General features: G+C 73.3%; 21 protein-coding genes. 10 read left to right on the top strand and 11 right to left on the bottom strand.

What is annotated here, in order from left to right; translation table 11 throughout:
- Window positions 1-197: 197 nt before the first annotated feature.
- Window positions 198-2,192: an acetate--CoA ligase gene (gene acs, locus ACL02O_RS08110; RefSeq protein ID WP_412817353.1), complete on the bottom strand. Its 1,995-nt coding sequence runs from the start codon at window positions 2,190-2,192 to the stop codon at window positions 198-200.
- Window positions 2,193-2,450: 258 nt separating this feature from the next.
- Here acs and ACL02O_RS08105 point away from each other — a divergent pair, with 258 nt between their 5' ends.
- On the top strand, window positions 2,451-3,197 hold the full coding sequence (locus ACL02O_RS08105; protein ID WP_412817352.1) for a Fic family protein: 747 nt from the start codon (window positions 2,451-2,453) through the stop codon (window positions 3,195-3,197).
- A gap of 144 nt (window positions 3,198-3,341) precedes the next feature.
- Here ACL02O_RS08105 and ACL02O_RS08100 read toward each other — a convergent pair whose 3' ends face one another.
- A complete protein-coding gene (locus tag ACL02O_RS08100) occupies window positions 3,342-4,148 on the bottom strand; it encodes an HAD family hydrolase (protein WP_412817351.1) in 807 nt (268 codons plus the stop codon).
- Between the two features lie 341 nt (window positions 4,149-4,489).
- Window positions 4,490-4,906: a tyrosine-type recombinase/integrase gene (locus ACL02O_RS08095; protein WP_412817350.1), complete on the bottom strand. Its 417-nt coding sequence runs from the start codon at window positions 4,904-4,906 to the stop codon at window positions 4,490-4,492.
- 495 nt (window positions 4,907-5,401) lie between these two features.
- Here ACL02O_RS08095 and ACL02O_RS08090 point away from each other — a divergent pair, with 495 nt between their 5' ends.
- On the top strand, window positions 5,402-5,887 hold the full coding sequence (locus ACL02O_RS08090; protein WP_412817349.1) for a hypothetical protein: 486 nt from the start codon (window positions 5,402-5,404) through the stop codon (window positions 5,885-5,887).
- Window positions 5,888-5,906: 19 nt separating this feature from the next.
- On the opposite strand, the gene ACL02O_RS08085 is transcribed toward ACL02O_RS08090, so the two are convergent.
- The 3 genes from ACL02O_RS08085 to ACL02O_RS08075 all read right to left on the bottom strand — a co-directional run bounded on the left by ACL02O_RS08085 (window position 5,907) and on the right by ACL02O_RS08075 (window position 10,027).
- Complete coding sequence (locus ACL02O_RS08085; RefSeq protein WP_412817348.1) at window positions 5,907-7,718, bottom strand: IS481 family transposase; 1,812 nt, start codon at window positions 7,716-7,718, stop codon at window positions 5,907-5,909.
- Window positions 7,719-8,511: 793 nt separating this feature from the next.
- Window positions 8,512-8,892 (bottom strand): VOC family protein, encoded by a 381-nt coding sequence (locus ACL02O_RS08080; protein ID WP_412817347.1) that lies wholly within the window; start codon window positions 8,890-8,892, stop codon window positions 8,512-8,514.
- A gap of 748 nt (window positions 8,893-9,640) precedes the next feature.
- Window positions 9,641-10,027, bottom strand: coding sequence for a hypothetical protein (locus ACL02O_RS08075; RefSeq protein ID WP_412817346.1), 387 nt, complete (start codon window positions 10,025-10,027; stop codon window positions 9,641-9,643).
- A gap of 515 nt (window positions 10,028-10,542) precedes the next feature.
- On the opposite strand from ACL02O_RS08075, the gene ACL02O_RS08070 reads away from it, so the two are divergent.
- Window positions 10,543-10,920 carry a VOC family protein gene (locus ACL02O_RS08070; protein ID WP_412817345.1) on the top strand — a complete coding sequence of 126 codons (378 nt, stop codon included), beginning with the start codon at window positions 10,543-10,545 and terminating at the stop codon, window positions 10,918-10,920.
- A gap of 61 nt (window positions 10,921-10,981) precedes the next feature.
- Here ACL02O_RS08070 and ACL02O_RS08065 read toward each other — a convergent pair whose 3' ends face one another.
- Together ACL02O_RS08065 and ACL02O_RS08060 are read right to left on the bottom strand one after the other, a co-directional pair.
- A complete protein-coding gene (locus tag ACL02O_RS08065; protein WP_412817422.1) occupies window positions 10,982-11,191 on the bottom strand; it encodes a VHL beta domain-containing protein in 210 nt (69 codons plus the stop codon).
- Between the two features lie 62 nt (window positions 11,192-11,253).
- Window positions 11,254-11,682 carry a hypothetical protein gene (locus tag ACL02O_RS08060; protein WP_412817344.1) on the bottom strand — a complete coding sequence of 143 codons (429 nt, stop codon included), beginning with the start codon at window positions 11,680-11,682 and terminating at the stop codon, window positions 11,254-11,256.
- Window positions 11,683-12,135: 453 nt separating this feature from the next.
- On the opposite strand from ACL02O_RS08060, the gene ssd reads away from it, so the two are divergent.
- From ssd to ACL02O_RS08025, 7 genes are all read left to right on the top strand, one after another.
- Window positions 12,136-13,239 carry a septum site-determining protein Ssd gene (gene ssd, locus ACL02O_RS08055; protein ID WP_412817343.1) on the top strand — a complete coding sequence of 368 codons (1,104 nt, stop codon included), beginning with the start codon at window positions 12,136-12,138 and terminating at the stop codon, window positions 13,237-13,239.
- Complete coding sequence (locus ACL02O_RS08050) at window positions 13,236-14,447, top strand: TadA family conjugal transfer-associated ATPase (protein ID WP_412817342.1); 1,212 nt, start codon at window positions 13,236-13,238, stop codon at window positions 14,445-14,447. The genes ssd and ACL02O_RS08050 overlap by 4 nt, the downstream gene beginning before the upstream one ends.
- Window positions 14,444-15,349 (top strand): hypothetical protein, encoded by a 906-nt coding sequence (locus tag ACL02O_RS08045; protein ID WP_412817341.1) that lies wholly within the window; start codon window positions 14,444-14,446, stop codon window positions 15,347-15,349. Before ACL02O_RS08050 ends, ACL02O_RS08045 begins: the two co-directional genes overlap by 4 nt.
- Window positions 15,349-16,125, top strand: a complete 777-nt coding sequence (locus tag ACL02O_RS08040; RefSeq protein ID WP_412817340.1) for a type II secretion system F family protein — start codon at window positions 15,349-15,351, stop codon at window positions 16,123-16,125. Before ACL02O_RS08045 ends, ACL02O_RS08040 begins: the two co-directional genes overlap by 1 nt.
- A 22-nt stretch (window positions 16,126-16,147) precedes the next feature.
- Window positions 16,148-16,315 (top strand): DUF4244 domain-containing protein, encoded by a 168-nt coding sequence (locus tag ACL02O_RS08035; RefSeq protein WP_013283643.1) that lies wholly within the window; start codon window positions 16,148-16,150, stop codon window positions 16,313-16,315.
- A gap of 113 nt (window positions 16,316-16,428) precedes the next feature.
- Window positions 16,429-16,746 (top strand): TadE family type IV pilus minor pilin, encoded by a 318-nt coding sequence (locus tag ACL02O_RS08030; RefSeq protein WP_412817421.1) that lies wholly within the window; start codon window positions 16,429-16,431, stop codon window positions 16,744-16,746.
- A complete protein-coding gene (locus tag ACL02O_RS08025) occupies window positions 16,743-17,150 on the top strand; it encodes an Rv3654c family TadE-like protein (RefSeq protein WP_412817339.1) in 408 nt (135 codons plus the stop codon). The genes ACL02O_RS08030 and ACL02O_RS08025 overlap by 4 nt, the downstream gene beginning before the upstream one ends.
- Before the next feature lie 176 nt (window positions 17,151-17,326).
- On the opposite strand, the gene ACL02O_RS08020 is transcribed toward ACL02O_RS08025, so the two are convergent.
- The 3 genes from ACL02O_RS08020 to ACL02O_RS08010 form a co-directional block, all read right to left on the bottom strand.
- Window positions 17,327-17,905 (bottom strand): LURP-one-related/scramblase family protein, encoded by a 579-nt coding sequence (locus tag ACL02O_RS08020; protein WP_412817338.1) that lies wholly within the window; start codon window positions 17,903-17,905, stop codon window positions 17,327-17,329.
- A 97-nt stretch (window positions 17,906-18,002) separates the two neighbouring features.
- Entirely contained in the window at window positions 18,003-18,209 is a 207-nt protein-coding gene (locus tag ACL02O_RS08015) for a hypothetical protein (RefSeq protein ID WP_412817337.1), read from the bottom strand.
- A gap of 435 nt (window positions 18,210-18,644) precedes the next feature.
- Complete coding sequence (locus ACL02O_RS08010; protein WP_412817420.1) at window positions 18,645-21,209, bottom strand: DEAD/DEAH box helicase; 2,565 nt, start codon at window positions 21,207-21,209, stop codon at window positions 18,645-18,647.
- Window positions 21,210-21,253 lie beyond the last annotated feature (44 nt).

The following is a 21,253-nucleotide window of genomic DNA, read 5'->3' as shown; positions in this document are numbered from 1 at the left end:
CGTCGCAGGGACGTCCGTCGAACCGGGCCGGTGCGGCTGAACCTAGATGAGAAGTTGCTGTCACTGAGAGGGGTGACAGCCTCCCTTTGGCCGTTCAGCCTGCCCTGCCTCCACCGAACCGCCGATGGACAGGTCCGGGGAACGACGGTGGGTGACGGCCCGCCGGGGCCGTCACCCACCTGGTGGTACGCCTGCGCTCAGTCCTCGTCGGACTTTCCGCCACCCATGCCGGAGGAGATCAGCTCCATCACCGAGGAGTCCTGAAGGGTGGTGACGTCGCCGAGCGAGCGGTGCTCCGCGACGTCCCGCAGCAACCGCCGCATGATCTTGCCGGAGCGGGTCTTCGGCAGCTCGGGCACCAGCATGATCTGCCGCGGCTTGGCGATCGGGCCGAGCGTCTTCGCCACGTGGTTGCGCAGCTCGGCGATGAGCTGCTCGCCCGCCTCACCCGAGGTCTGGGCGCTGCCGCGCGGGATGGCGAAGGCGACGATGGCCTGCCCGGTGGTCGGGTCGGTCGCGCCCACCACCGCAGCCTCGGCCACCGACGGGTGGCTGACCAGCGCCGACTCCACCTCCGTGGTGGAGATGTTGTGGCCGGACACCAGCATCACGTCGTCCACCCGGCCGAGCAGCCAGATATGCCCGTCGTCGTCCTTCTTCGCCCCGTCGCCCGCGAAGTAGACCCACTCGTCGCCGCCGGTGCCGCCGGCACCCGCGCCGAACCGCGACCAGTACGTCTCGATGAACCGGTTGTCGTCGCCCCAGATGGTCCGCAGCATCGACGGCCACGGCTCCGTGAGCACCAGGTAGCCGCCACCACCGTTCGGCACCGACTGGCCCTGGTCGTCCACCACGTCGGCGACGATGCCCGGCAGCGGGGTCATCGCGGAACCCGGCTTGGCCTCCGTGACGCCCGGCAGCGGGGAGATCATGATCGCGCCGGTCTCGGTCTGCCACCAGGTGTCGACGATCGGCAGCTCGCCCCGGCCGATGTGCTGGCGGTACCAGATCCACGCCTCCGGGTTGATCGGCTCGCCGACGCTGCCCAGCAGCCGCAGCGAGGACAGGTCGTACCCGGCGGGGATGTCCTCGCCCCACTTCATCATGGTGCGGATCAGGGTCGGCGCGGTGTACAGGATGGTGACCTTGTACTTGTCGACCACCTCCCAGAACCGGCCCTTGTGCGGGGTGTCCGGGGTGCCCTCGTACATGACCTGAGTGGCGCCGCTGGAGAGCGGGCCGTACACGATGTAGGAGTGCCCGGTGACCCAGCCGATGTCGGCGGTGCACCAGTAGACGTCGGTCTCCGGCTTCAGGTCGAAGACCGCGTGCGTGGTGTACGACGCCTGGGTGAGATATCCGCCGGTGGTGTGCAGGATGCCCTTCGGCCGCGCGGTGGTGCCGCTGGTGTAAAGGATGAAGAGCGGGTGCTCGGCGTCGAACGGCTGCGCGGCGTGCTCCGGAGAGGCGGTCTCCACCGTTTCGTGCCACCAGTGGTCCTTCGCCGACCAGGCCACGTCCTCACCGGTCCGGCGGACCACCAGCACGTGCTCGACCGACGGGCAGTTCGCCACCGCCTCGTCGACGGTCGGCTTGAGCGCCGACGGCTTGCCCCGGCGGAAGCCGCCGTCGGCGGTGATCACCACCTTCGCGGTGGCGTCCTGGATCCGGTTGGTCAGCGCGTCGGCGGAGAAGCCGCCGAAGACCACGCTGTGCGTGGCGCCGATCCGGGCGCAGGCCAGCATCGCCACCGCCGCCTCGGGAATCATCGGCAGGTAGATCGCCACCCGGTCGCCGGCGGTCACGCCCAGGTCGGTCAGCGCGTTCGCCGCCTGGCAGGTGAGCCGGTGCAGGTCGGCGTAGGTGAGGGTGCGAGTGTCACCCGGCTCGCCCTCCCAGTGGATCGCCACCCTGTCGCCCCGGCCGGCCTCCACGTGCCGGTCCAGGCAGTTGTACGCCACGTTGAGCTGCCCGCCCACGAACCACTTCGCGAACGGCGCGTCCGACCAGTCGAGCACCTGGTCCCACTGCCGGGCCCAGTTCAGTCGCCCGGCCTGGCGCTCCCAGAAGGCCAGCCGGTCCCCGGCCGCCTCGGCGTACGCGTCCGCGGTCACGTTGGCGTTCGCGGCGAGCTCCGCCGGCGGCGGGAACTGGCGCGTCTCGTTCAGCAAGTTGGCCAATGCCTCGCTCATGCGGTGACTCCTTCATCGCGTGACCTGCGTCTCCTACTCGGGAGAGGTTAGTCGGGCCGTACCCCCGCCGCGAGCGCCCGGGGACCAACCGCGCTCAGCGGCCTTCGGGGCGCGCCGAGTTGTAAGGCGGGCCCCGTCTCGACGCCTCCGCCTCCTCAGCCCAGCGCGACTGACAGCTGGGGCGGCGGCGAGCGTGGTTCAGGTCGCGTTCTCGGCGGCTGGGGTCGGGCCCGTGGGTCGAGTCGCTAGCGTGGCGGGGTGACCACCGATCCGCTCGCCCCGCTGCTCGCGCTCGCCGACATCGCGCCCGCCGTCGAGCGGGCCCGCGAGCGGGTCGACGTCGCCCACCGGCACCGCGCGCTGCGCCGCCACGGCGGGCAGGTGGCCGCGGAGGTCAGCCTCCGTTCGGCCGTGGCCAGCGCCGCCCTGGAGGGCCGCCCGCACGACCGCGAGGAGGTACGCGCCGGCACCGTCACCGACCCGGTGCTCCAGGGGGCGCTGCGGGTGGCCGGGGCGCTGCCCGGGCTGACCGAACTCTGGTCGAAGGCCCCCCGACAGGTGCTCGCCCGGCTGCACGTGCTCGCCGCCCGGGAGGTCGTCGCCGAGGCGGAACTGGGCCGGCCGGTGGCCGACCCGGTGGTCGCGGCCCGCCTTGACGGGCTGGCCGGGCTGGTCGCCGGCGGGACGAAGGTGCCCCCGCTGGTGCTGGCCGCCGTGGTCCACGGCGAGCTGCTGAACCTGCGCCCCTTCGCCGGCCCGTCCGGGGTGGTGGCCCGCGCCGCCGCCCGGCTGGTGCTGATCTCGACCGGCTTCGACCCGCGCGGGCTGGTCGCCGTGGACGTGGGCCACCGCGAACGGGAGCCGGAGTACGTCGGCGCGGCCGGTGCCTTCGCCACCGGCACGCCGGACGGGCTGCGCTCGTGGCTGCGTCACTACATGTCGGCGGTCGAGGTCGGCGCGGACCAGATCACCCTGATCGGCGACGAGATCCTCGCCGCCCCCTGACCCCCCGCGGCACCGGCCCCCCGCTCAAGATCCGCGCGAATTCACGGAAAGAGTGGCCATTCCACGGCGAATGGCCCCTCTTTCTCTGTATCAGCGAACTCCGGGGAGGCGGATGCCCCGGAGGGGCGGGTGGATGGCGGGCGGTCAGGCCGTGGGTGCGGCGGCGCGGGTGCGGCGGTGCCGGCCGTACCAGGCGATGCCGATGGCCACGCCGACGCCGACCCCGAGGGCCGCGGCGGCGACCGGCACGGCGGGGCGCTCGCGCAGCCGGCGACCCAGCGGGACCGGGTGCCGGAACTCCAGCACCGGCCAGGAGTTCTCCACCGCCAGCTTGCGCAGCGCCCGGTCCGGGTTGACCGCGGTCGGGTGGCCCACGCACTCCAGCAACGGCCGGTCGCTGTACGAGTCGGAGTAGGCGTACGAATCGGCCAGGTCGTACCCGCGGGCGGTGGCCAGCTCGCCGACGGCGTCGACCTTGCTCGGCCCGGCCGCGTAGAACTCCACCTTGCCGCTGTAGCGGCCGTCCTCCACCGCCATCCGGGTGGCGATCACGTCGGTGACCCCGAGCAGTTCGCCGATCGGCCGGACCATCTCCTCGCCGGAGGCGGAGACGAGCACGACGTCCCGGCCGGCGGCCTGGTGCTCCTCGATGAGAGCGGCAGCCTCGGCGTACACGTAGGGGTTGATCAGCTCGTGGAGCGTCTCCGCGACGATCTGGCGGACCTGCTCCACCTGCCAGCCCTTGCAGAGCTCGGCCAGGTAGTCCCGGGTCCGGGCCATGGTCTGCTCGTCGGTGCCGCCCAGCCGGAACATCAACTGCGCGTACGCCGACTTGACCACGTCACGCCGAGTGATCAGCCCGTCCCGGTAGAACGGCCGACCGAACGCCAGGGCGCTCGACTTGGCGATGACGGTCTTGTCCAGATCGAAGAAAGCGGCACTTCGGCCCACGGCGCGAAAGTCTAGCCGGACGGGCGGCCTCCGGCGGGGGCCCGGGGGCATCCCGAGCGCGAGGATGACCGACACCCTCGGCAGAGAGTGACGGCAGTCACACTCTCCGAACACAAATTAGCAATGGGTGGGGCGGGCGCCACTCGACGTATAAGGGTCCGCTGCGGCATGCTTGTGCGCGACGAGAGTTCACTCCTCGTCGACCGAGAGGCCCTCGGCGGTTGCACCCCCCGTGACCGCTGAGCGGGTTCGGCTCGACCCCCCCGGAGCCGAACCTCCGACGACCCCCGTCTCCCCCCGGCGGGGGTCGTCCCTTTGCGGGAGCGATCCTCCGCCCGAGGTCACAGGCCCTCCTCGTCCTCGTCGAGAGCGCTTCCCGCCGGCTCTTTCAGGGCCGGAGTCAGCAAATCGTCAGCAGGCAGCGTGAAGGCATCCAGGATGCGGGCCGCGTAGTCGTCCGGGGTGTGCGTATAACGATTGAGCGTCGTTGACGCCTGCTCGTGGCCCATGACCCGCTGCACCAGGTTGATCGGCACTCCGTCGGTGACGAGCCAGGTGGCGTAGGCGTGCCGCAGGTCGTGGAACCGCATTCCGCCAGCCGCTTTCGCCGCCACGCACGCGACCGCCTCCCGCTCGGTGGTGAACTCCGCGGACCACTCGACGCCGTCCCGGTCCGGCCAGACCGCGCGGTATCGGTGCGGGCCGGCGTTGACGACCTGGCCGAGCAGGCCGGCGCGGACCAGGGAGGGCAGCCACACCCGGCGTCGGAAGTCGGACCGGCGTAGCGGCCGGCCGATGCGGTCGCGGAAGACGAGGGTGCGCGGATCCGGATCGCCAGCCTTGGCGAGCAGCTGGCGCAGCGCGACGTCAGGAAGCCGGACAAGGGCATGGCCCGGACGCCAGCCCGGCTCTTGAGGTATGGGCGCAGCAGGATACCGCCATGGGTCTCCTCGGCGACCTGGACCACGCGCAGCCGGGCGCGGTCGAGGTTGACCGACGACCAGGTCAGCCCGGCGCATTCTCCCCAGCGCAGGCCAGCGCCGGCGGCGGCGCAGACGGCGGCGCAGGACAAGACGGCGGCGCAGATGTGCGGCGCAGATGCCTGGTCTCGCATGATGGTTGACGAAACGGCGTCGCAGGATGCTTGACGCCAGGTCGAGATCGAATAGTGCTGGTGCTTCGGTCGATGGTAAGGGTGTCGGGCTCCTGAGTGGTCATGGTCCGGTCAGCCGTCGCGCCCGTAGGATCTGCTGATGATCGAACCGTCGCCGGTCACCCGGTCGTCGTTGCGGCAGGTGTTTCCGATCGTGGCACCCATGCCGATGGCCGAGCTGCCGACCCGCACGTGGTCCGACGAGCAGTGGGAACGGATCAAGCTCGGTTACGAGGCTCGCGACATGGACGAGAAGTGGAACGTGTTCGTTGAGGACCAGGTCGCGTTCCTGCATCGCAGCTGGACCGGCAACGGGGTCTTCGAAGCGTCGTTCTCGCCCGTTGGTGGCGGTGGTTGGCGTATCTCAGCGGCGACGGTGGAGTCCGACCCGTCGCGTTACCGGCGCAGCTCTGAACGATACGACCGAGTGATGGTCGAGCTTGTGATCAGCACGATCGTGCTCGGTGAACCTGCCGTGGATCTGCGCACCGAGCTCGTCGCGCTGACAACGCAGGAGTCCGGACGGACCGACCTCCCCGCAGGCCTCATCGAACACAGTGCGCTCGGGCTGAGGTCAGCCCGATAGCCGACGACAAGTTGCCAGGTCACGCACGAAGGCGAGGCTGCCGAGCCTGACCCGGGATGGTGATCTGGTGTTTGGCTCTGGTGCGGTTCAGATCGGTGGTGCTGCGGCGGGGAATGGCCGCGATCGGGGTGTCGGCGTCGTAGACGGTGATGGTGTGCTCGTCGAGGGCGACGGTGACGAGTTTGCGGGCGTGGACCTTCCCGACTTGGATCTTCTGTCCGGCGACCTGGAAGCTGCCGTTGATCGACACGACCCGGTCGACGGTCGGGGCGGTGGCCGGTGGTGGGACCGGGGAGGCCGAGCGGGCGTCGCGGATACGGCCAAGCGCGGTGGGCGGGAGTGGGCAGCGCAGGGTGCGGCGCAGCTGCCCGGCGTCGTCGATGACGTGCAGGAGGATGCCGTCGACGCGAACCCGGACCCGCTGGCCGGCAAGGGGCATGCCGACGCTGATCTGCCGGCCGGCGATGCTGATGCCGCCGCACGCGTTGACGACCCGGTCGACTTCGACGGCGGTGGTCTGCGGCTCAGGTTGGGGTAGTGGGGGCGGTCCGGCGGGGCTGCCGCCGTCGGCCAGTAGGCGGGCAAGATCGCGTTGGGACAGCCGCGACGGGCTGGACTTGATGCGGGCGCCGTCGGCAGTCAGGACGTGCAGCCGGTCGGTGTCGACCCAGATCGTGACCCGGGTGCCGGCGACGGCGGGGCCGAGCCACACCTGCTGCTGGGCGACGGTCAGATTGCCCGACGGCGGCACCACCCGGACGAGCTGCACCGGCTGCGGTCGGCCGGTGGACACGGTCACCGACGTGTCGACCTCGACAGCGGGTGGCTTCCTCGGGGCCGGTGGTGCGGTGGGCAGCAGCCCGGACGGCAGGCGCAGCGGCAAGGCCTCCGCTGCGGACCGGTCGCGTCCGGGGCTGGGTCGGTGGAAGCGGTCGGCGGGGAAGGCGCCGTCGATGCCCTGGTGGGGCCGGTCGTAGTTGTATTCGGCGACGAACACGTCCACCGCGGCCTGGGCCTGCTCGACGCTGTCGAAGATCCGCCCGTCCAGGCATTCACCCTGCAGGCTCTGGTGGAACCGTTCGACCTTCCCGGTGGTCGTCGGAGTGCGAGGTTTGGTGTTGCGGGCCACGATGCCGTTCTCCCGGCAGATCCGCTCGAACAACACCTCACCCGGACGGGGCTTGGTGAACCGGCCGGTGAACTGCTTGCCGTTGTCGGTCAGTACCTCACCCGGCATCCCGAACCGGGCCAGGGCAGCGGCGAACGCAGCGCAGACAGCCCGGCCGGTCGCCCGACGCACCACGGTGGCGATCACGCAGTAGCGGGAGTGGTCGTCCAGGCCGGTGACGACCTTCGCCTCGGTGCCGTCAGCGAAGAGCACACCCCCGACGATGTCCATCTGCCACAGCTCCATCGGCTCCGGGCGTTCCCACCGCCGGTAGTCCTCCCGCTGGCGCTTCCGAGGCACCGCCGGGACCAGGTTGTTCCGCCGCAGGATCCGATACACCGTCGCCCGAGCCGGCGCAGGAGTCACACCGCGACGCCCGGCCTCGAACCGCAGCCGACGCGGACCCCACCGCGGATGATCCCGGCGCAGCTCACACACCAACGCCTCCGTCGAGGCGTCAACCCGGTGCGGGCAGACATGCGGGCGGTGAGACCGGTCCTCCAAGCCCTTGACGCCCTCGGCGGCATACCGGGTCAGCCAGTTGTGGATCGTCTGCCGCGACACCCCATACCGGGCGGCGACCTCCGTCTTCGGAGTCCCACCCAGGCACTCCATCACCGCATGAAACCGCTGCTCCATGACGCTCAACTCCGCGAGTCCCACCCGGTGCTCCTCCCGCCTGAGTTACAGACGCAACGAGCACCAGGCCGACCAGGTGTCAAACATCAACCGAGGCCGCAGTGTCAACCATCAACCGGCGCAGGACAAGCCGGCTGCCGGCGATGTGTTCAAAGTTTCTGTACGTCTTCAAGGCGGCCCTGAGCGGGCCGCACGCGCCCCCGCCTGGGCGCGTGCCAGCCGCTGCCGCTGTCGCTCTGCGGCCGTCACGCCTGATGCCCGCCGGCTGGCGCGGAGGGCGGGGAGCCCGGAGGGCCGCCGCAGAACGACAGGGCTGTTGACCGGTGAGGGGTGGGCCAGCAGCCGGCCGGGCCGCGCGGCCATGTGCCCGCGCGGCGTAGGGGAGCGGACGCCGGCCGCGTCGGCGAGCCGGGGTCGGTCGCGGCATTGCGGTTACTGCGCCTCCGGCGGGGGCGCTCCGGCTCCAGGATGGCCGGGGCTCCGTCGGCGGGTCACGGTCCATGGCTGGTTGCGGTAGCGCCATCCCACCGCCGAAGACCCGGGGCGAGCCGAGCAGACCGCGGCCGGGCCGCCAGCGTCCGTCCGTGCGTCAAGGCCGTCTTGACGTGGCGGCCCCGACGGCGGCCCGCTCCCACAAGGGCGGGTCGACGGCGACGCGATGGCGAGGTCCCGCTGGCTGGGTCAATGCCTCACCAACACGCATGCGACACGGGGGCGGGTCGAGCGTCCACCCGGCCCCCCAGCTATTGATGGGGGTCGCCAGATCTTGTCGGCGGCTGCGGGGTGGCGGCTGCATCGATCGTTTGGACGAGGGCCGTCAGAGTGGGTCGAGGCGGCGCTTGAGCAGGCAGAACTCGTTGCCTTCTGGATCGGCGAGGACGTGCCAGGACGCATCCGCAGGCTGACCGATGTCGACGAGTTTGGCCCCGGCGGCCAGGAGGCGCTCGAGCTCGGCGTCCTGATCGCGGTCGGTGGGGTTGACGTCGATGTGCAGCCGGGCATGCCCGTTCTTCGGCTCGTCGTTGCGGATGAGGAAGATCGTCGGCTGCGGGCCGCCGAACCCTTCGCGCGGGCCTATCTCGATGTAGACCTCCGCTTCGCGATCGAGCTCTATGAAGTCCAGGACCTCGCACCAGAACCGCGCCAGCACCTCGGGGTCGCGGCACTTGAGTACGAGCTCACTGATACGGCATGCCATTGACGAAACCTACTCTCAGCATGGGAACTGCCGGGGCGGCCGCATGCGGATCTCATGGGCTCCCCGCAGTGAGAACAAGCTCGCCATCGTACCGGGCGAGGCGAGCGGGCCCGAATTGATTTCAGGCCCTCGCCTGGCCGGGTCGCCAGGCGGGGGCCGAGGAACACGCCGGACGCGTGCCCAGGGGTTCCATCGGCCATGCGGCCCATTCCCCGGCTCCTTTCCCTAGGAAGGGACGTGCACAGCCTCCCAGGGCTCGGGGCGTGCCCGCTGCGTGCCCGACAGTCGGCAGCAGCCTCATCTTCTGGTCTCTGGTGCTAGTGGAGACCTTCGGTGACGGTGCCACCGAGGACCGCCTTGTCAGCGATGACGACCACAAGCGGGCCGTCTCGAACCTCTGCCGGCTCCGCTGCGACTCCCTCGAGCAGCATGCGCCGATGGCCGACCAGCGCTAAGCGGTGATGGCCCCGATGCTGTCGACAGCAACGGTGACAGCAACGGGCCGGGACGAGGGCAGCCGCTGGCGGCCGGACGAGGACAGCCGCCCGAGGTCGCGAATGCGGACGGACCCCACCGATGCGCCCAGAACTTGTAAGCGAGACATCGCGTCCAGCGAGTTCGTGGCCGGTCTGGCTCAAGGGGCTCGGCAAGGTTGGATGACGGTCGCGGCGCGGTCGGCCGCGCCGCCGGACCACCAACGGCGTGGACGAGCGCGATCAGCGGAGCAGGTTCGATTCGCGGTGCCGGCTCACGAAAGGCTGCGGCGGGCGATCATGGCCTCCACGGCTTGCTTGCCCGCCGCCAGGCTCGCGCCAGTCAGCTCGCGGTACATCTTGATGGCCTGGATTTTCTTCCCGGCCTGGGCCAACTCGTTGACCGACGCCATGCTCGGTGGCAACTGGCTCCACGGCGGTGGCTCCCGTCGCGGCCACAGCGCCTCGCGCCACGTCATCCCGGACACCCTGCGCAGGACCCAACTGATGACCAGCAACCCGACCAACTCGCCACCGACAGCGGCTAGGCCGCCGCCATGATGACCGAAAAGCCTCTCGTCGATGAGGTACCAACCCAACCCAAGCGACACACCGACCAACGGAAGGCCATCAGCGACCCGGCGCAACTTCTGTCGATCCACCTGCCGCTCCCTTCGCCCGTTGAGCATCTCACGACAAGGCTCACGACCAACAGGCTGCGAGCCGCGAGCACGATCGATCTTCTGTTGTGCGTCCGTCGTGGTCTCGACGGCTGTCGATCCTGGGTAACCGTGCAGGGCCGGGATCCAGATCCCCCGATCAATGACCACATGCGGCAGAAGAAGATCCGGACTATGCCTTGTAGGGAGCGCTAGGCAGCGAGGCAGCGCGAGCCTCGATGCGGGTCGGACCCAAACGTCAACCGACGGGATACGACACCTGCTCGTCGATGTGGGCCGCCACCAGATGACAGCGGCCGACAGCGTTAGACCGCATCCCCCCGACGGGGGTCTTCCCTTTGTGGGAGCGATGTTCCGTCGAGGCCCACCGGCCCTCCTGGTCCCCGTCGAGCGGGTGTGCGTCTCCGGTCACCGCCTGCCGTCGAGCGTCACCTGCCCGAGCCGCCGCGGCGATCGCACCAACGAGCCGGGACCTGCCCGATGCCTAGGATCGGTCCATGATCGCTGATCTGCAGTGTCTGGTGCTGGACTGCCCGCACCCGGCGGAACTTGCCGAGTTCTACCAGGTCCTCCTCGGCGGTGTCGTCAACCAGCGGGATCAGCGGTGGGCGGTCAGTGACGACTGGGCGACCCTGCACACGCCGACCGGCCTCGTGCTGGCCTTCCAGCGGGTGGCGGATTACCGGCCGCCGCTCTGGCCCGATCCGGCCCGGCCCCAGCAGTTCCACCTGGACTTCGGTGTTGCGGACCTCGACCGCGCCCAGGAACAGGTGCTCACTCTGGGCGCGACGGTGTTGGACGATGGAGCGGACGGGCGCGGTTGGCGCGTCTATGCAGACCCCGCCGGACATCCGTTCTGCCTGGTCCGCCACTGAGGCGGCAAGCCCCTCCACCCGGGCGCCTCTTCCGGGAGCTGCTCCGATCATGCTGAGCCGCTCACCTGACCACGGCCCGCAGCGTCCTGCTGTCGGGCCAGAAGCAGACCAGACCCACGCCCCGGGCGTTCGTCACCACCCAGGGGTGATCGACGTACGTCTGCTGCCGGTAGCCCTGGCCAACCTGGAGCAACGCGTACTGCTGGCGCCGGCCACCGTAGTCCAGCCAGTGGACGACGACCGGCTCCGACCGGGCGTTGACGAAATCGATGAACGTCTCGGGTCGGCCACCGGACGACCGCAGGCTCGACTCGGCGGACGGGGGTAGCGGGGTCAGCTCCCCGGGCGGGGCGCGGTCGACTGCGGCTGCGGCGAGCTGGCCGACGGCTTCGGGCTCGCCGGTCGGTGGCTCGGCGTGGGCGACCGGGTGGGCAGCGACGCGCGGGTGGCGAGGGAGACCGGTGCCGGCGAGTACGAGACGGTCGGCGGCTCCGCCGGTTCCACGGGCCGCGGTGAGCTCACGATCGCTTCCCCGGCGATCGGGGGCGGCAGCTCAGACCGGCGGGGGCCGGAGAAGAACGCCAGCGACCCGAGCACCGCCACCACAACCACGCCCACCGCGAGCGTGGTGAGGGTCATCGGCGAGAAGTCGCGCAGCCAGGCCTCGTTGCGGGTGCGGGCGAGCGCCGATCCCGGGGCGGGGCGGTACGGGTCGCCGGGCGTGGCCGGGGCGGGCGTCGCCCGGCGACCGGCGTCGCCCACCCGGCGGTGGGGATGGGCTCCGTGTCTGCCGTCCGGCGAATCCGTCATGGCCCCGATTCCGAGTGCACGGTGCCGCCCATTCGGCGGCACGGGAATCGATTATGCGTACCGGGCAATCCCCGCCGTCAATGGTTCCGGCCGCGCCGGATTGTCCTGTCCGGCAATCAAGTGTTTTCCTGCCCGCGCCGCCGGATGCCCTGGTCAGACGGCTATCCGGGTGGCAATCCGGCCGCTCCGGAGTGTACGTGTAACGCCTCCAGCCGATTAGTCGCTACCGGCCGGTAGCCGGCAATGTTGTTGACTGTTCCGGCTGTCCATAGCAGATCCAATCGCCGATCGGCGACCATCCACAGTCGCTCACCCTGTCCACAGGGTCTCGTCAACCGGCGGCGCATCGCATCCCGCCCGGCCAGGCTTCCCTCCAGCACCCCGAGCCGACCGCTGGAGGCCGCCATGCCGCCCCGTACCCCGCTCCCGCCGCGCCGCCGGCTGCCCCTGCTCGTCACCGCCGACGGCGACCTCCTCGACGAGCTGCTCCGGCTCGCCGCCGCAGGCGGCACGGAGGTCGAGCTGGCCGCCGACCCGGCGGCCGCCCGGGCGCGTTGGACGCCGGCCCCGCTGGTGCTCGTCGGCGCCGACCAGGCGCAGGGCTGCCTGCGGGCCCGGCTGCCGCGGCGGCCCCGGACCGTCCTGGTCGGCCGCTCCAGGCACCTCGACCCGGGTACGGAGATCGCCGAGCTGATCGGGGCCGAACACGTCGCGACCCTTCCGGCAGCCGAGCCGTGGCTGGTCGACCGCTTCGCCGAGTGCACGGCCGACCCGGCCGGCCCCGGAGCCGCGCGGGTCGTGGCGGTGCTCGGCGGGCGCGGCGGCGCGGGCGCCAGCGTGCTGGCCGGTGGCCTCGCCGTCACCGCGACCCGGGCCCGCCGGCGCACCCTCCTGGTGGACGCCGACCCGCTCGGCGGTGGGCTCGACCTCGTGCTCGGCTGGGAACAGCTGGAAGGGCTGCGCTGGCCCGGCCTGACCGCCGCCGACGGGCGGGTCGACCCGCCGTCGCTGGTCCGTGCCCTGCCCAGCCGGGGTGACCTCGTCGTGCTCTCCTGGGACCGGGGCGACCTGCTGCCCCTGCCGGCCGAGGCGATGGCCGCCACCATCGACGCCGGCCGCCGCGGCCGCGACGTCGTGGTGCTCGACCTGCCCCGGCACCTGGACGACGCGGCCGTCGTCGCTCTGCAGTCGGCGGACCGGGCCCTGCTTGTCGTGCCGGCGGAGCTGCGGGCCATCGCCGCGGCGGCCCGGGTGGCTGCGGAGGCCACGCCGCACTGCGCCGACCTCGCCGTAGTCGTGCGCGGCCCCGCCCCCGGGCGGCTCAAGGCCACCGAGGTGGCCCGGGCGCTCGGCCTGCCGCTCGCTGGCACGCTGCGCCCCGAGCCGGGGTTATGCCGCGGGCTGGAACGCGGTGAGGCGCCGGCCGCCGCCGGCAAGGGTCCGCTCGCGGCCCTCTGCCAGCGGATCCTCGCTGAGCTGACCGGCGAGCAGACGGCGGGTGCGGCATGACCGGCCCGGCCGACTCCGGGGAACTGGCCGTCCGCGTCCGGCACCGGTTCGCCGCCGCGGCCACCCCGGTGACGCCCGCCGCCATCGTCTCCGCCGTACGCGCCGAGCCCGCCGCCGCCGTGCTCGGCGACACCGCCCTGCTGCGGATCGCCGACCGGGTGCACGACGACCTCGTCGGCGCCGGACCCCTCGCCCCCCTGCTGGCCGATCCGGAGGTGACCGACGTCCTGGTCAACGGCGTACAGGTGTGGGTCGACCGGGGCCGAGGGCTGCGCCGGACGGCGGTGCCGCTCGGCACCGTCGACGACGTACGCCGGCTGGCGCAGCGGCTCATCGCGGCCGCCGGCCGGCGGCTCGACGACGGCTCTCCGTACGCCGACGCCCGCCTGCCCGACGGCACCCGGCTGCACGCCGTGCTGCCACCCGTGGCGACCGACGGGCCGTACCTCTCGCTGCGTACCTTCCGGCAGCGCCCGTTCACCCTCGACGAGCTGGTCCGCCAGGGCACCGTGCCGCGGCCGGTGGCCCCGGTGCTCGCCGCCGTCGTGGCGGCCCGGCTGGCGTACCTGGTCACCGGTGGCACGGGCTCCGGCAAGACCACCCTGCTCAACACGCTGCTCGGACTGGTCCCCGGCACGGAACGGATCGTGCTCGTCGAGGACGCCGCCGAGCTGCGCCCCGTGCACCCGCACGTGATCGGGCTTCAGGCGCGCGCCTCGAACGTGGAGGGTGCCGGGGCGATCGGGTTGACCGACCTGGTCCGGCAGGCGCTGCGGATGCGTCCCGACCGGCTGGTGGTCGGCGAGTGCCGGGGCGCGGAGGTCGTCGACCTGCTCGCCGCGCTGAACACCGGCCACGACGGCGGTGCCGGAACGCTGCACGCCAACACTCCGACGGACGTGCCGGCCCGGTTGGAGGCGCTCGGCCTGCTCGGCGGCCTGCCTCGGGCGGCCCTGCACGCGCAGGCCACCGCCGCACTCCAGGTGCTGCTCCAGGTACGCCGCGCCAGTGGGGGGCGGGTGCTGGAGTCGGTCAGCCTGCTCCTGCCCGAGGGCCCCGAACGGCTGCCCACCGTGGTCCCCGCCTGGGTGCGCGGCCGCGGGCCGGGCCCGGCCGCCCGCCGACTCGGCGCGTTGCTAGAGGAGCGCGGCGTGGCCGTGCCGCCGATCCTCTGCGCGGCCTGGCCCGGCTCGTCGGGGCCGGCGTGACCGGGCCGGCCTGGTCGGTGGCCGTGCTCCTGGCCGGTGCCGCGACAGTGGTGGTCTGGCCGGTCCGCGGGATCCGGTCCCGCCGGCGGGCCCTCCTCGATGCCGCAGCCCGCCCCGGCGTGGCTCCCGTCGCGACCCACGCACCGGGCGAACTGCCGTACGGCAGGCGGACGACTGCCCAGCGCGGGCGTCGCGGCCGGCAGCCCACCCCGGACCGGCCGCTGCCGGCGCGACCGCCGAACCGGCGGGACTCCGCCCACCCGTCCCTTGCCCTCCGCCTCGGTTCGGAGCCGGGTCCCCGTCGACGGTCGCTGTTCGCGCCCCGGCACGCCCTGCCGGCCGCGGCTCTGCTGGGCGGCGGCGCGGGCGCCGTGCTGGGCGGGCCGGTGGGCGCGATCGTGCTGGCCGCCTACGGTGCGCTCGGTGTCCGCGGGGTCCGCCGCCGGCACGCCCGCGAGTCGGCCGACCGGGCCCGCCGACGTGAGCTCGACCAGCTCTGCACTCTCGCCGCCGACCTGCGGGCCGGCCTACCGGTCACGCCGGCGCTCGTCGACGGACCGGACCGGGTGGCCCGGCTGGCCCGGGCCGCCGTACGGCTGGCCGACCGCACCGGAGCACCCCTGGCCGAGCTGCTCGAACGGATCGAGGCAGACGCCCGGGCGACCGATCGTGGCCTCGCCGCGGCCGGTGCCCAGGCGGCGGGTGCCCGGGCCACCGCCTGGCTGCTCGCCGGGCTGCCGCTCGGCGGCATCGGGCTGGGCTACGCCATCGGCGTCGACCCGGTCGCCGTGCTGCTGCACACGCCCGTCGGTGGTGGCAGTGCCCTCACGGCGGTCGCCCTTCAGGTCGGCGGCCTGCTCTGGGCGGAGCGGCTCGGCGCGCCGCCCGGGCGGGCCGACTGATGTCCCGGCAACTGGTGGTGGCGGCCTGCCTGGCGGTGGCGGCGCTGCCGGTGGTCACCGCCGGTGGCTCGGAGGGGCGACCGGTCCGGCGGTTACGCCGGCTGGCGCGACCGTCGACGACGAAGCGTGCCCGGCCCACCTGGTGGCCGGTTCCGGCGGGTGGACCGGCCCGGCCGTCCTGGTGGCCGGACCGGATCCGGCTCGGGTCGGGTCTGGCAGCAGTGGCCACCCTCGTGCTGGTCGGCGGCTGGCCCGGGCTGTTCGCCGGCGTGCTCGCCGGCGTGGTCGCGGATCGCCTGCTGCGGCGTTTCGAACCGCGAGCCGCCCGTGCGCGGCGACTACGCGAGGCCGCCGACCTGCCCCTCGCCGCCGATCTGCTGGCGGCCGCGCTCAGGGCCGGCGCACCGGTCGACCGTTCGGTGCTGGCGGTCGCCGAGGCGCTCGGCGGACCGCTCGCCGACCGGCTCGGTCGGGTGGGCCGGACGCTGGAGTTGGGCGGCACGGCCAGCGAGTCCTGGGCGCACCTGCATCCGGTGTGCGGCGCGGAGCGCCTGGCGGCGGCTGCGATCCGCTCCTCCGACAGCGGTGCCGCGCTGGCCGGCGCGCTCACCCGCCTCGCCGACGACCTGCGGTCCGACCGGGCCACCGCCGCCGAGGCGGCGGCCAGGCGGGCCGGCGTCCTGATCGTGTTGCCGCTCGGGCTGTGTTTCCTGCCCGCCTTCATTCTCGCCGGCCTGGTGCCGGTGATCGTCGCCGTCCTCGGCGACGTGCTGTGATCCCTCAAGACAGGAGTACGACATGCGCAAACTCCTCACCCGCCTACGCGGCGACGCCGGGATGAACACCGCCGAGTACGCCGTCGGCACCCTCGCCGCGGTGGCCTTCGCCGGCATCCTGCTGAAGGTGCTCACCTCCGGCAACGTGCAGTCCGCCCTCACCGCCGTCATCGACCGGGCGCTGAAGTGACCGGGCGCCGGCGGGTCGGCCGCCGCCGGGCGGGTCCGCCGTCGTGGCGGGCCCGCGTCACCGGGTGCCGGGCGCGGTGGGGTGACGGGGAACGTGGCTCCTTCACCGCCGAACTGGCGGCCGGCCTGCCGGCGCTCGTCCTGCTGCTCGCCGCCGGTCTCACCGCGGTCGGGGCGGTCACCACCCGGGCCGGCTGTCTCGACGCGGCCCGGGAAGCGGCGCTCGCCGCCTCCCGGGGAGAGCCCGGGACGGCCTCCGGCACCCGGTACGCACCGGCCGGCGCCGACATCTCGGTCACCGTCTCAGGCGACCGGGTGACCGCTACGGTCCGGGCACCGGTCCGTGCGCTCGCCGCGCGGCTGCCCCGGATCACCGTGTCCGCCACCGCCGTGGCTGCCGTCGAACCGGGTACGCCGGGACCACGCCCGTGAGCGGGGATGCCGCAGGCGGCCGGGGGTGTCGCCGGACCGGCCGCCGCCCTGGGCACCGGGGGGCCGACCGGGGCGGGGCGACCGTCTGCCTGCTCGCCGTCGGCCTGGTGTACGTGGTGGTCGGGCTCTTCGGCGCGGCGCTCGGTGCTGCCCGGGTGGCGCGGCAGCAGGCCCGCGCGGCGGCCGACTTCGGTGCCCTGGCGGGGGCCGCTCGGGCGGTCGACGGTGCCGCCGACGCGTGCCGGCGGGCCGGCGAGTTCACCGGCGCCAACGGCGGTCGACTGGTCGCCTGCCGGCTCGACGGGCTCGACGTCCTGGTCACGGTGGAGGTGACGGTCTCGCCCATGCCCTGGTTGACCCGTACCGCCACGGCGGCCTCACGGGCCGGTCCGGTCCGCGGTTGACCGCGTCGGACGCCCCACCCGAGGTGGGCAGCGTGGCGGGCGCGCCCCCGTGGGACGGACGGTGGGCAGGAGAGGCAGGCGTCGGGGCCGGCGGGTGAAGGTTCCGTCCGGCCCCGCTCCTGCCGTGCGTGCTCGACACGGCTCGGTCCTCCCCTGTCGACCGAGCCGCCCCCGGGTCAGCGGCCCTGAAGGGCGTCCAGGCCGACCGCCATGGCGATGACCAGCCGCCGGTCGATCTGCGGGTTCTGGATCTCGACGACGTACCGGTCGCGCAGGCCCCACTTCTTGACGACCGAGAACACCGGCTGGCCGCCGGCCACGAAGTCGAAGTGGTACGGCAGCCAGGAGAGCGAGTCGACGAACCGGCGCAGCAGTGCCACCGGCAGGCTGCGCTCCTGCCCGGTGATCTGGGGCAGGCCGGCCTGCTCGACGTGCCACGTCGACCGCAGCAGCGACTGGGCGAAGTCCTTGCGGAACAGGCCGATCGGGTTGCCGGCGTGGTCGGTCACGTCGTACGTGGCGCCGAGGTCGAGCCGCTGGCGGGCCTTGAAGCCGAGCAGCGGGTGCTGCTTGGAGTCGTCGGTGTAGATGGTCACCTGCTCCTTGAACGCGAGGCGCTTCTGCTGCGCGAACGCGAGCAGCGGGCCCTCGGTGCCGTCCGGTGCCACCGCGCGGACCTCGTACTGGTTGACCATCATCCGGATCCGCTGCCGGATGAAGAACTGGTGCTGGGTCTGCAGGCTGTCGAGCTGCATGCGATCTCCTTCGAGGGGTGAACGCCGGAGTCTCGCACAGCCCGACCCTCGGCGTCCGCCCCCGCGGGCCGCGTCCGGAGGGTGGGCAGTGCCACCGTCAACGTCCGCCGTCGACGGTCGCCTTCAGCGCCCAGGCGTTGAGGATCTGATGGATGCCGCGCAGGCGCTCGTGGATCTGCTCCAGGCGTTCGGCCTGGGCCAGGTTCGTCAACGCACTGCCCAGGGCGATCTGCTGATCCGGGGTGAGGTCCTCCTGGTTGATGGTATAGAGCAGGTCGACGGTCTCGGTGATGGTGTCGGCCACGGCTTCTCCTCCCGGGAAGAATCTCAGTCAGGGTCTCGCGGGAGCGCCCGCCATGGCGGCGCAAGTCATGGAAGCGCTCCCATGCGTCAATGCCCACCCGGCCGCCGACTCATGCGCCTGTCCCACCCAGACACCGGCCGCCCGGCGCCCCATGACTAGCCGGCACCCGCGACCGACCCGCCGCCCGCCTCCACCGCGCCGTCGTGGGTCACGACCCCGTTCGCCGCGGACCGCCGGCTCCGGTGCGGGACGGCCAGCCGATCCCGTCGGGCATCAGGCGACGCGCCGGGCGGCACACGACGCGCCGGGCGGCAAGCGACGCGCCGGGCGGCAAGCGATGCGCTGGGCGGTACCAGGCGACGCGCCGGCGACAGGAGGAGGCAGCCGGAGCCGGGCGGGAAGCGCGAGCGGCCCGGGCCAGCGCCCGGCGGGCAGTCAGTCGGACGAGGCGCTGCCCTCGGCGCCGGTCCGCTCCGCTCTTCGCTCGTCCTGCCGTGGCAGCGCGACACCACGCGAGCCTTCGCCCGCCGCCCCAGCTGAGCCGCCGCCCGCCGTGTTCCCCGCCGCGTCCGGGGAGGCCGGCCCGGCTTCCGCCGTGTCGGAGGAAGGTGGCCCGGCATCCGTCGCGTCGGAGGAAGGCGGCCCCGCGGTGTCCGCCGCTCCGCCCGACCGGGTGCCGGCCGACTCCCGGGCGGCCAGGTTGGCGAGTACCACGTCGAGGACCTTGACCGCGTCCGGCTTGGAGAGCGGGTTGTTGCCGTTGCCGCACTTCGGGGACTGGACGCAGGACGGGCACCCCGCCTCGCAGCCGCACTCGGCGATCGCGTCCCGGGTGGCGCGCAGCCAGGGCGACGCCGTCCGGTATGCCCGCTCGGCGAAGCCGGCCCCGCCGGGATGGCCGTCGTACACGAAGACGGTGGGCGCCTCGGTGTCCGGGTGCAGCGCCGTGGACAGGCCGCCGATGTCCCAGCGGTCGCAGGTCGCCATCAGCGGCAGCAGGCCGATCCCGGCGTGCTCGGCGGCGTGCAGTGCCCCCGGCACGTCCGCCGCCTCGACCCCGGCCGCCGCCAGCGAGCCGGGGGAGACGGTGAACCAGACCGCGACGGTGCGCAACTCCCGTGCCGGCAGGTCCAGCGGCCGGGTGTCGATCACCTCGCCGGTGGCGATCCGTCGCCGCTGGTACGACACCACCTGGCTGGTCACGTCCACCTCGCCGAGGAAGAGCCCGACCGGGCCGGCGTCCACCCACGCCCGGACCGACACCACGGACAGCGAGGTGACGTCCCGGGCGTGGGTGGACCAGTCCGGCTCCTCGGCGTGCACCAGCGCGCACCCGTCCGCCAGGTCCAGCGAGTCGACCACGTACGAGACGCCCTGGTGCAGGTAGACCGCGCCGGGGTGGAGGAGGAAGTGCGACGACCCGCCGTCGACGGTGCCGAGCAGCCGGCCGGTGGAGTCCTCCACCACGCAGACCGGCGCCCCGTCCTCGCCGCGCAGGTCGACCTCGGGCCGCTCCCGGTGCCGCCAGTACCACCCGGTCGGCCGTTGCCGCAGCGCCCCGGCCTCGACCAGCGAGTCGACCGCCTCCTTCGCGCCGTCCCCGAAGAGTTCCAGGTCGGCGGCAGTGAGCGGCGCCTCGTGCGCGGCGCAGGCGAGCTGCGGGGCGAGCACGTACGGGTTGGCCGGGTCGAGCACGGTTGCCTCGACCGGCCGCCCGAACAGCGCCTCCGGGTGGTGCACCAGGTAGGTGTCGAGCGGGTCGTCCCGGGCCACCAGTACGGCGAGGGCCTCGCCGCCGGAGCGGCCGGCCCGGCCGGCCTGCTGCCAGAGTGAGGCCCGGGTGCCGGGCCAGCCGCAGATCAGCACCGCGTCCAGGCCGACCAGGTCGACGCCGAGTTCCAGGGCGTTGGTGGAGGCGAGCCCGAGCAGGTCGCCGTGCAGCAGCGCGCGTTCCAGCTCGCGCCGCTCCTCGCGCAGGTAGCCGGCCCGGTAGGCGGCCACCCGGTCGCCCAGCCCGGGCACCGCCTCGTCCAGTGCTCGTCGGGCGTTCGCGGCGACCACCTCGGCCCCGCGTCGGGAGCGGACGAAGGCGAGGGTGCGTACCCCTTCGACGACGCTGTCGGTGAGCAGGTCGGCGGTCTCCCGCAGTGCCGACCGGCGCACCGGCGCGAGGTCGGAGACCTCGCCGGTGACCGGGTCGGGCAGCAGCGGCGGCTCCCACAGCGCGAAGGTGACCCCGCCGCGCGGCGAGGTGTCCTCGGTGACGGCGGTGACCGGCAGGCCGGTGAGCCGCCCGGCCGCCGTCGCCGGGTCGCCCGACGTCGCGGAGGCCAGCACGAAGGTCGGGGTGCTGCGCGGGCCCGTGAGCGCCTGACCGGGGGTGCGCCCGTAGCGCGCGCACTGCCGGCGCAGCCGGCGCAGCACGTGCGCCACGTGTGAGCCGAACACGCCCCGGTAGGTGTGGCACTCGTCGATCACCACGTACGCGAGCCGGCGCAGGAAACCGGACCAGTGCGCGTGTCCGGGCAGGATGCCGTGGTGCAGCATGTCCGGGTTGGTCAGCACGAACCGGGAGTGCCGGCGGATCCACTCCCGCTCGGCGCGCGGGGTGTCCCCGTCGTAGCAGGCGGGGCGTACCCCCTCCAGCTCCAAGCCGGCCACGGCGCGCAGCTGGTCGGCGGCGAGCGCCTTGGTCGGGGCCAGGTAGAGCACGGTGGCGCGCGGGTCGGCGAGCAGGGTGGCCAGCGCCGGCAGCTGGTACGCCAGGGACTTGCCGGATGCCGTCCCGGTGGCGACCACCACGTGGGCTCCGCCGTACGCCAGCTCGGCGGCCTCGGCCTGATGCCGCCACGGGGCGGCCACGCCGCGCCGCGCGAACGCCGCCCGCAGGTCCTCCGGCGCCCAGGCGGGCCACGGCGCCGGTTCCCCGGCGCTTGCCGGCACCCGCTCGACGTGGGTGACCGGGTCGGCGGTGTGCCGGGCGCGCAGCCGTCGCAGCAGCTCCGCCGGTGGTCGCCCGGGCCCGCGACGCCCGGATACGGTGA

Source organism: Micromonospora mangrovicola (assembly GCF_047200535.1).
GTDB lineage: Bacteria > Actinomycetota > Actinomycetes > Mycobacteriales > Micromonosporaceae > Micromonospora.
The sequence above is the reverse complement of the archived record's forward strand: the minus strand, read 5'-3'. Positions and strand labels throughout refer to the sequence as shown.

Bases quoted from the DNA above. Each gene is read 5' to 3' on its own strand.
- acs (WP_412817353.1), bottom strand. From the start codon at position 2,192: ATGAGCGAGGCATTGGCCAACTTGCTGAACGAGACGCGCCAGTTCCCG.
- ACL02O_RS08090 (WP_412817349.1), top strand. From the start codon at position 5,402: ATGATCGAACCGTCGCCGGTCACCCGGTCGTCGTTGCGGCAGGTGTTT.
- ACL02O_RS08080 (WP_412817347.1), bottom strand. From the start codon at position 8,892: ATGGCATGCCGTATCAGTGAGCTCGTACTCAAGTGCCGCGACCCCGAG.
- ACL02O_RS08070 (WP_412817345.1), top strand. From the start codon at position 10,543: ATGATCGCTGATCTGCAGTGTCTGGTGCTGGACTGCCCGCACCCGGCG.
- ssd (WP_412817343.1), top strand. From the start codon at position 12,136: ATGCCGCCCCGTACCCCGCTCCCGCCGCGCCGCCGGCTGCCCCTGCTC.
- ACL02O_RS08050 (WP_412817342.1), top strand. From the start codon at position 13,236: ATGACCGGCCCGGCCGACTCCGGGGAACTGGCCGTCCGCGTCCGGCAC.
- ACL02O_RS08040 (WP_412817340.1), top strand. From the start codon at position 15,349: ATGTCCCGGCAACTGGTGGTGGCGGCCTGCCTGGCGGTGGCGGCGCTG.
- ACL02O_RS08035 (WP_013283643.1), top strand. From the start codon at position 16,148: ATGCGCAAACTCCTCACCCGCCTACGCGGCGACGCCGGGATGAACACC.
- ACL02O_RS08020 (WP_412817338.1), bottom strand. From the start codon at position 17,905: ATGCAGCTCGACAGCCTGCAGACCCAGCACCAGTTCTTCATCCGGCAG.